This is a genomic window from Dietzia maris (assembly GCF_014144855.1).
Classification (GTDB): domain Bacteria; phylum Actinomycetota; class Actinomycetes; order Mycobacteriales; family Mycobacteriaceae; genus Dietzia; species Dietzia kunjamensis.
In genome coordinates this window covers 1-5950 of the sequence record NZ_JAALDN010000436.1, presented here as the reverse complement: position 1 = coordinate 5950, position 5950 = coordinate 1, and the positions used below count along the sequence as shown (strand labels likewise).

Below are 5950 nucleotides of genomic sequence, written 5' to 3'. Positions count from 1 at the left end.
GCTCGGCGGACTGCGCGTGCACCTGCTCCTCGTCACCAGGGTCGCCGGTGTAGCGCCGGGCGAGCTCGGACAGCCGGGCCTCGCCGGAGGCGTCGACGAGCAGCTGATCGATGAACCGCAGGGCGTCGTAGCCGGTGGTGCCGTCGACGGGCATGGCGGGTTCGAGGACCTCGGGTGGGGTCGATTCGGTACCGGGCGCGAGGATCTTCTCGACCAGCAGGACGCGGTCGTCGCCGGCGAGCGCCCGCAGCCGTCGCGCGTACCCGACCGGGTCGGCGAGCCCGTCGGGGTGGTCGACGCGGATGGCGTCGACGAGGTCCTCCTCGCACCAGCGCCGCACCTCGGCGTGTGTGGCCTCGAAGACCTCGGGGTCCTCCTGGCGCAGCCCGGCGAGCCCGGTGACGGTGAAGAACCGCCGGTAGCCCAGCAGCGGCTCGCGCCAGTGGACGAGCCGGTAGTGCTGGCGGTCGTGGACCTCCCGGGCGGTGCCGTCCCCGGTGCCGGGGGCCACCGGGAACCGGTGGTCGTAGAAGTGCAGCTCGGCCTCGCCGGAGGGGGAGTCTCCGGGGGCGACGACGACGAGGTCCGCCACGTCGTCCGGTGTCCCCAGGACGGGGATCGCGATCCTGCCGTCGGCCCCGTTCGCCTCCTCGGTGTCGAAGTCGAAGAACGAGAAGTGCGGCGAGTCGGGGCCCCGCCTCAGCGAGTCCCACCACCACGGGTTGGCGGCCGGCTCGTCCACACCGAGGTGGTTCGGGACGATGTCCACCACCAGGCCCAGCTCGTGGGCCCGGCACGCCGCGCGAAGGGAGCGCAGTGCGTCGATCCCGCCGAGTTCGGCCGAGACGGTGGTGGGGTCGACGACGTCGTAGCCGTGGGTGGAGCCGGGAGTGGCGGTCATGACGGGCGAGAGGTACACCGCGCCCACGCCGAGGTCGGCCAGGTAGGGCACGAGCTCCTCGGCGTCGGCCAGGGTGAAGCCTCGGCCGTCGGGGTCCGAGGCGGGGGTGCGCAGCTGGAGGCGGTAGGTGCTCGCCAGCGCGGCGCCCCGGCTCGGCCCGGCCCCGGTCCCTGTCTCGTCCTCGGCGGCCATGCTCAGCTGACCTTGCGCAGCACGATCGTGCCGCGGTCGGCCACGGTGATGGTGCCGTCCGAGCTCAACTCGTCCGCGCGCTCCTCGAGATGGTCGGCGGTGTCCAGGACGACCTCCCACTTCTCGGCGTAGTCGGCGCCGAGGAGGGAGAACTCGATGGGCTCGTGGTGGGCGTTGAACAGCATGAGGAACGAGTCGTCGACGATCCGCTGACCGCGTACGTCCGGCTCGTGGATCCCCTCGCCGTTGAGGTACACGGCCATGGACTTGCCGAACCCGGAATCCCAGTCCTTGCTGGTCATCTCCGAGCCCTCCGGGGTGAACCACCCGATGTCCTGCGGTTCCTCCTCGCCACGCAGCGGGGAGCCGAAGAACCGGCGGCGACGGAACACGGGGTGGTCCTTGCGCAGCTGGACCAGGTTCCGGGTGAACTCCAGGAGGTCCTGCTTCTCCTCGTCGAGGTCCCAGTCCATCCAGGAGATCTCGTTGTCCTGGCAGTAGACGTTGTTGTTGCCGCCCTGGGTGCGGGCGATCTCGTCGCCGTGGGCGATCATCGGCGTGCCCTGCGACAGGATCAACGTGGTGAGGAGGTTGCGCCGCTGGCGGTGGCGCAGCTGGATGATCTCGGGGTCGTCGGTGGGGCCCTCGACCCCGCAGTTCCAGGAGCGGTTGTGGCTCTCGCCGTCGTTGCCGTCCTCACCGTTGGCGTCGTTGTGCTTCTCGTTGTAGCTCACCAGGTCGTTGAGCGTGAACCCGTCGTGGGCGGTGACGAAGTTGATCGACGCGTTGGGACGACGACCGGTGTGCTCGTACAGGTCCGAGGACCCGGTCAGTCGCGAGGCGAACTCGCCCAGGGTCGCGGGCTCGCCGCGCCAGAAGTCGCGCACCGTGTCGCGGAACTGGCCGTTCCACTCGGTCCACAGCGGTGGGAAGTTGCCCACCTGGTAGCCGCCCTCGCCGACGTCCCAGGGTTCGGCGATGAGCTTGACCTGGCTGACGATGGGGTCCTGCTGAACGAGGTCGAAGAACGAGGACAGCCGGTCGACGTCGTGCAGGCCGCGGGCCAGGGCGGAGGCGAGGTCGAAGCGGAAACCGTCGACGTGCATGTCGAGGATCCAGTAGCGCAGCGAGTCCATGATGAGCTGCAGGGAGTGCGGGTGCCGGACGTTGAGCGTGTTCCCGGTGCCCGTGTAGTCCATGTAGTGCTGCTCGTCGCCCTCGACCAGCCGGTAGTAGGCCTGGTTGTCGATACCGCGGAAGCCGATGGTGGGGCCCATGTGGTTGCCCTCGGCGGTGTGGTTGTAGACCACGTCGAGGATCACCTCGATATCGGCTTCGTGGAAGGCCTTGACCATGGCCTTGAACTCGCTGACCGCGTCGCCGGGCCGGTCGGAGAACGCGTACTCGTTGTGGGGCGCCAGGAACCCGAAGCTGTTGTAGCCCCAGTAGTTGCGCAGGCCCATGTCGATGAGTCGTTGGTCCTGCATGAACTGGTGCACCGGCATGAGCTCGATCGCGGTGACGCCCAGGTCGGTGAGGTAGTCGATGATCGCCGGGTGGGCCATCCCCGCGTAGGTGCCGCGCATCTCGGCGGGGATGTCCGGGTGCGTCGCGGTCATGCCCTTGACGTGCGCCTCGTAGATCACCGTGTTGTGGTACTCGTGCCCGGGGGCGCGGTCGTTGCCCCAGTCGAAGTACGGGTTGATCACGACGGTGGTCATGGTGTGCCCGAGGGAGTCGTCGGTGTTGCGCTCGTCCGGGTTGTCGAGGTCGTAACTGTGCAAACTCGGGTCCCCGTCGAAGGAGCCGTCGAAGGCCTTGCCGTACGGGTCCATGAGCAGCTTGGACGCGTCACACCGCAGCCCGTCGGAGGGTTCGTACGGACCGTGGACCCGGAACCCGTACCGCTGACCGGGCGTCACGCCGAACAGGTAGCAGTGCCAGATGTGGTAGTCGACCTCGACGAGCTCGATACGCTGTTCGCCGCCGTCGTCGTCGATCAGGCAGAGCTCCACGCGCTCGGCGACCTCTGAGAACAGGGAGAAGTTCGTGCCGGTGCCGTCGTAGGTGGCCCCGAGCGGGTAGGGGGTACCGGGCCAGGCTCGGATGAGCTCCGGGGCGGACTGCGTCTCGTCGTCTTGGGTCACCCGACCCAGGGTAGTGCCTGAGGGCCGTCCGGACGTGGCCGTGCAGGCGGAGGCGGGTCACAGGCTGTCCCCATCACCACCAGCCCATCACCACCGCCAGCCCATCACCACCAGCCGGTCGCGGGTCCCAGCTGACGCGCCAGCTCCCCGGAGGCGGACCGGACCCACGAACCCGAGAGGTGGTGGGAGTCGTGGTACACGATCACGTTGCCCACCACGGCGGGGCAGTCCTCGGGGTCGCACAGGCCGTCGGTGAGGTCGAGAAGTCGCACCGAGTCGAGGCCCGCGGCAGCGATCGCGGCGGGGTTGATGGGGGAGATGGAGCGCTCCCGCGGCATGCCGCACTCTTCCGGGGTGCCGCCGGCGCCGAGGCAGTCGCTGGCGCGGATGGGTCCGCGTCCCTGGTTGAGCCACGGGGTGTCGCGGATGGCGATGACGCCGATGCCCTGCTCGCCGAGCGCGCGCCACAGGTCGACGTACTGGCGCGGCGTGACGTCGGGGCCCACGACCCCGACCGGGCGGGTGGCCGTGGTGAACACGAAGTCGGGATCCAGTCCGACGAGGGCGGCGAGTGCCTCCGGGGTCCACTCCGCGCAGCTCTCGTACAGCGGTTCGTCGCCGTCGGAGACCGAGGCGTCGAGCGTGAGGGGGCAGCCCATCTTGAGGACGGTGACCACCCGGAAGCCGTAATGCCGGCCGACCTCGTCGAGGCCGCTGATCCAGTGTTCGGCGTGCGACCCGCCCGTGAGCGCGATGGTGCGGGGGGAGGTGACGTCGCCGTACACGCACATCTCGACCTCCGTCGACTCGAAGGTCGAGATGCAGCCGTCCATGGTGCTGGCGGGGAGGTCGTTGCCGACCTGGAGCAGGGAGGGTACGTAGGGGGCGTCGTCGGGTGCGGGGACGCCCTCGAAGAACGCCCGCGCTCCGGGGTGGCCCGGGTCGGTGAGGGAGTCGACGTACGGGACGGACGAACGGGAGCCGGAGGTGGCGCTCCACCAGCCGACGGTCCCCAGGCTGGCGACGACGGCGACGACGACGACGACGCTCGCCCCCACGAATCGCTTCTGCTCACGGGCCGAACGGGCCGGGCCGCCCCGCTGCCGGTCGCGTGCCGCCGCCGCCGGGGTGGTGCGTCCCCGCGCCCGGCTGGCCATGCGGAGCGGGCGCTCGACGTACTTCTCGGTGAGGAGCGCCAGCACGAGCGAGACGACGATGATGGTCAGGCCGGAGACCAGCGTGATCTCGGCTTCGCGGTCGTGGGACAGCCACAGGATGAGCAGCGGCCAGTGCCACAGGTACAGCGAGTAGGAGATGTCGCCGAGCCGCCGGAACACCCGTCCGGACAGGAGCCAGGTGACGGGGTCCTTGGCCGGGGTGGCGCGCTGCCCGACCGGGAGGTTGCCGCCGAGGATGATGAGCAGGGCGCCGCCGATGGGGTACCAGGCGAGCGGGCCGGGGAAGTGGGCGGCGCCGTCGAAGAAGAAGCCGGTGCTCACCACCAGGAAGAGTCCGGCGACGGTGGTGAGTAGCCGCAGGGGCCATGGCAGGACGATTCCGGCCAGCAGGATGGCCACCAGGCCGCCGATGAGCAGTTCCCACATGCGGGCGCCGGTGTCGTAGTAGTTCCACGCCTGGTTGTCGGCCTGTCCGAGGACGGCCCACCACACCGAGGCGGCGGTGCCCGCGGCGACGATGCCCACGAGAAGCCATTTCGGGGTGCCCCTGCGGACGATCAGGCGCCAGAGGGCGGTCCCGCCCAGGATCACCGCCAGGGCGACCAGATAGAACTGGCCCTGCACGGACATGGACCACAGGTGCTGCAGCGGGGAGATGGTCGCGTCGGCGGCGGCGTAGTCGGACGCGGTCAGCGCCAGTTCCCAGTTCTGGTAGTACAGCAGCGAGGCGACGGTCTGCTCGAAGATCGTCGACCATTGGGTGGGCGGCTTGATGAGCACCGTGCCCAGCACCGTGGCGGCGATCGTCACCACCAGCGCCGGGTACAGCCTGCGGACCAGCCGCTTCAGGTGGGGAAGCGGGGAGAGCGGCGTGCCGGGGTCGCCGGCGCCGCGCAGGAGCGAGCCGAGGAAGAAGAAGCCGGACAGGGTGAGGAAGACGTCCACGCCGCCGGAGACGCGGCCCATCCAGATGTGGAAGACCACCACCAGCGCGATCGCGAGGCCACGCAACCCGTCGATGTCGTGTCGGTAGGCCATCTTCCCGCGGCGCCGCCCAGCGGGCGCGGGAGGAGAGATGGTGGCCACTGGCGGGTACTTCCTGACGTGTCGTCCGGTGGGTCGGTAGGGGCCCGGCCCGGCGTCCGGGCACCGTGCCGTACACCGGCGGAGCCGGGTCCGATTACACCACAACGGGTCGGCACCACCGGCGTTGGTACAGTCCGTGCGCATGACCAGCCCGTCGTCGTCGACATCGTCGCCCCCGCCGTCGTCGACCACGGCCCCGCACCGCGGCGGTGCGGCCCGATTCGCGGCGTCGACGCTGCTCGGCGTGGTGGGCCCGTTCGTGGTCGCGCTGCTGCTGTGGATCGTCGCGGCGCCCCGGGCGGAGCTGTTGTCGGTCGGTGACGGCCGGGGACTCCGGCTACCGGACTCGGGGGTGGACGGTGGCAGTCAGCTGCTCGTGTTCATCGTCCTGTCGGGGTTCGCGACCGTGTGTGCGGTCATGGTCCTGTGGCGGCGTCACACGCACC

The 5950-nt window shown here is 70.1% G+C and carries 3 protein-coding genes and 1 pseudogene; 1 reads left to right on the top strand and 3 read right to left on the bottom strand.

Annotated features, from left to right (window positions below; translation table 11 throughout):
• The 3 genes from G6024_RS13835 to G6024_RS13825 form a co-directional block, all read right to left on the bottom strand.
• Nucleotides 1–1093, bottom strand: a 1093-nt coding sequence (locus tag G6024_RS13835) for an alpha-amylase family glycosyl hydrolase (RefSeq protein ID WP_241728297.1), incomplete at its 3' end; no start/stop codon positions are given.
• A 2-nt stretch (nt 1094–1095) separates the two neighbouring features.
• The gene (glgX, locus tag G6024_RS13830) at nt 1096–3240 is read right to left on the bottom strand and encodes a glycogen debranching protein GlgX (protein WP_096905624.1); all 2145 of its coding nucleotides are present in this window, start codon (nt 3238–3240) and stop codon (nt 1096–1098) included.
• A gap of 104 nt (nt 3241–3344) precedes the next feature.
• Nucleotides 3345–5504, bottom strand: coding sequence for an acyltransferase family protein (locus tag G6024_RS13825; RefSeq protein WP_182640393.1), 2160 nt, complete (start codon nt 5502–5504; stop codon nt 3345–3347).
• A gap of 142 nt (nt 5505–5646) precedes the next feature.
• Here G6024_RS13825 and G6024_RS13820 point away from each other — a divergent pair.
• Nucleotides 5647–5950, top strand: a pseudogene (locus G6024_RS13820) (hypothetical protein); the annotation flags it as partial.